Origin of the sequence: Adlercreutzia aquisgranensis (genome assembly GCF_943193145.1) — a bacterium.
Classification (GTDB): domain Bacteria; phylum Actinomycetota; class Coriobacteriia; order Coriobacteriales; family Eggerthellaceae; genus Xiamenia; species Xiamenia aquisgranensis.
Genome location: NZ_CALPDA010000023.1, coordinates 1 through 1,938, shown reverse-complemented (window position 1 = coordinate 1,938; position 1,938 = coordinate 1). Strand labels below are relative to the sequence as shown.

Annotated in this window: 1 protein-coding gene; it reads right to left on the bottom strand. The window is 60.4% G+C overall.

Annotation, left to right across the window (positions count from 1 at the left end; translation table 11 throughout):
* Positions 1 to 386: 386 nt before the first annotated feature.
* Positions 387 to 1,748: an IS1380 family transposase gene (locus NFR41_RS10405; protein ID WP_016915294.1), complete on the bottom strand. Its 1,362-nt coding sequence runs from the start codon at positions 1,746 to 1,748 to the stop codon at positions 387 to 389.
* Between the last annotated feature and the right edge of the window lie 190 nt (positions 1,749 to 1,938).

The window sequence follows — 1,938 nt, the reverse complement described above, 5'->3', positions numbered from 1 at the left end:
GTAGGCAGGCGCGCAGATCTGGCCTCCCTGGCAACGTTAAACCAGATGGTCGGGCAAAGTACGGTCATGCAAGAAGTAGTCATTCTTATAGTCACTATCCATCGGAGAGATTCGGTACATGAATCCATTGCTTTGAGCGTCGGAGATGTCTATAACCTGAATCCGTGAAGCCGGCGCCGACACTTTCCCTATCACCGCCAGCGAGCACTTTTTGATCATTCGCCCCGTGCAAGTTGGCTTTCGCAAGCCCGTTATTGCCAAAACCCACCGTGCTGATCGGTGCTGACGGCCCGTTTTGTCATGCCTTTCCACCCGCCAGGCACGACATATCTGGCGATCGCGTGTCGCTTGGAACTGCTTGTGGATAGAGTGTCGCCGATTGACGGTCAGCATGGCGTTCCTCGTGGATAACGCAGTCGGCTCCGCAGCGTCTTGAGCACCGTCATGCGCCCGATATCCTGCCCGACGTCGAGGATGATCTGCCGTGCCTTGTGAATCACGAGAGCCGCACGGTGCACCAGCTCTTGTAGCACGGTGCGCAGCCGGCGCCGCTTGGCCGGGTGGCGAACCGGGCTCAGCTCGCCGGTCATGCCCAGCTGTCCCATCAGGCGCAGGATGTTGTAGGCCAACTGGGCGAGATGCAGGATCAGATCGTTGGTGGCGAACTTGCCGGACGGCAAGCGCTCCAGGTCGAGATCGGTCTTGATCTCGCTGTGAAACTGCTCATGGGTGGCATGCGCCTGGTAGCGCTTGATCACCGCCTCCGGCGCCTCGTCCAGGCTGGTCCACCAGCCTTCCAACTCATAGTCCGGTTCGAGCAGCAACTGGCCATCGCGATCGGCGGTGCGCTCTACCAGGCGCATCACGCGTTGGACGACGTATTCGGTCTTGTTGTCGTCGTGGATCGAGACGGTCTGCGGCCACAGCGCCTGGCGCTTGCCAGGACGCAGCTCTTCCCAGTAGTCCGCCGCCACCGCCAGCCAGGTATCTCGATCAGCCGTGGCCGAGCCGCGCGGGTTCCATTTGACGACATAGTCGAGCCGGCGCCCCTCGTCGGCAAAGACCTGGCGTTGCTGTTCGAGAAGCGCCAGGTGCGCCTGGCTGTCGAAGCCGCTGTCCTCGCGTAACAGGATCGGTTGCCTGGTCAGGCATTGGGCGCGAGGCAGTACCCGCTCCAGGAAGGCGTTGCTCTCCTTCATGGTGTGCTGCTTGCCAGGCCGCAGTTCCAGACCCAGGCACCACCCTTCGTTGCCCAGATAGGCGGCGATCGGGGTGTAGCCATCGACCTTCTGGTAGGTCCGCGAGACGCCTTCCTTCTTCGAGTTGCTGTTGTCCATGACGAAGGTGTCGATGTCCAGGCAGACGTGCGTCGTCTCGGCGGTGATCGGTGCTTCGATCAGTGACAGCAGGGTCGTGGACCAGGTGGCGGTGCGTGCCTGCAGGTCGTTGGCGGCAAGTTTCTCCAGCCGCTGTCGCAACGTCGCCGCGCTCGGCACCTTCTGCAGGGTCAGCAGTTGTTGGAAGGGCTTGTCGCGGCGGAAGTTCTCGACAGCGTCATAGTCGCTCATGCCCAGACACAGCAGGCCCAGGTAGCTCTTGATCACGTCACTGGTGCGCATGCCCAGCGTGGTGGGGAAGCGGCTGTCGATGCTGTCGACGCCAGCGATCTCGAAGCATTGCCCGATGATGGACAGCCCGGCGTGGCTGGTGAGGGTGCGGCGACTGGCGCGGAACTTTATGTTGGGCATGGCACTGTCTGGGTGAATGGCGATAATGGCTATATTGCCATGCAGGTCAGTGGGTTAGAAGTGCTTCCGGGGGCCGGTCTCACGGATTCAGGTATAGGCTTAACTGTTATGACTATCGCCATGCTTGATGACCTCATCAGCCTCTTGCGTCATGGCACTGCTTCATATATTTCCAACTAAATAGAAATCT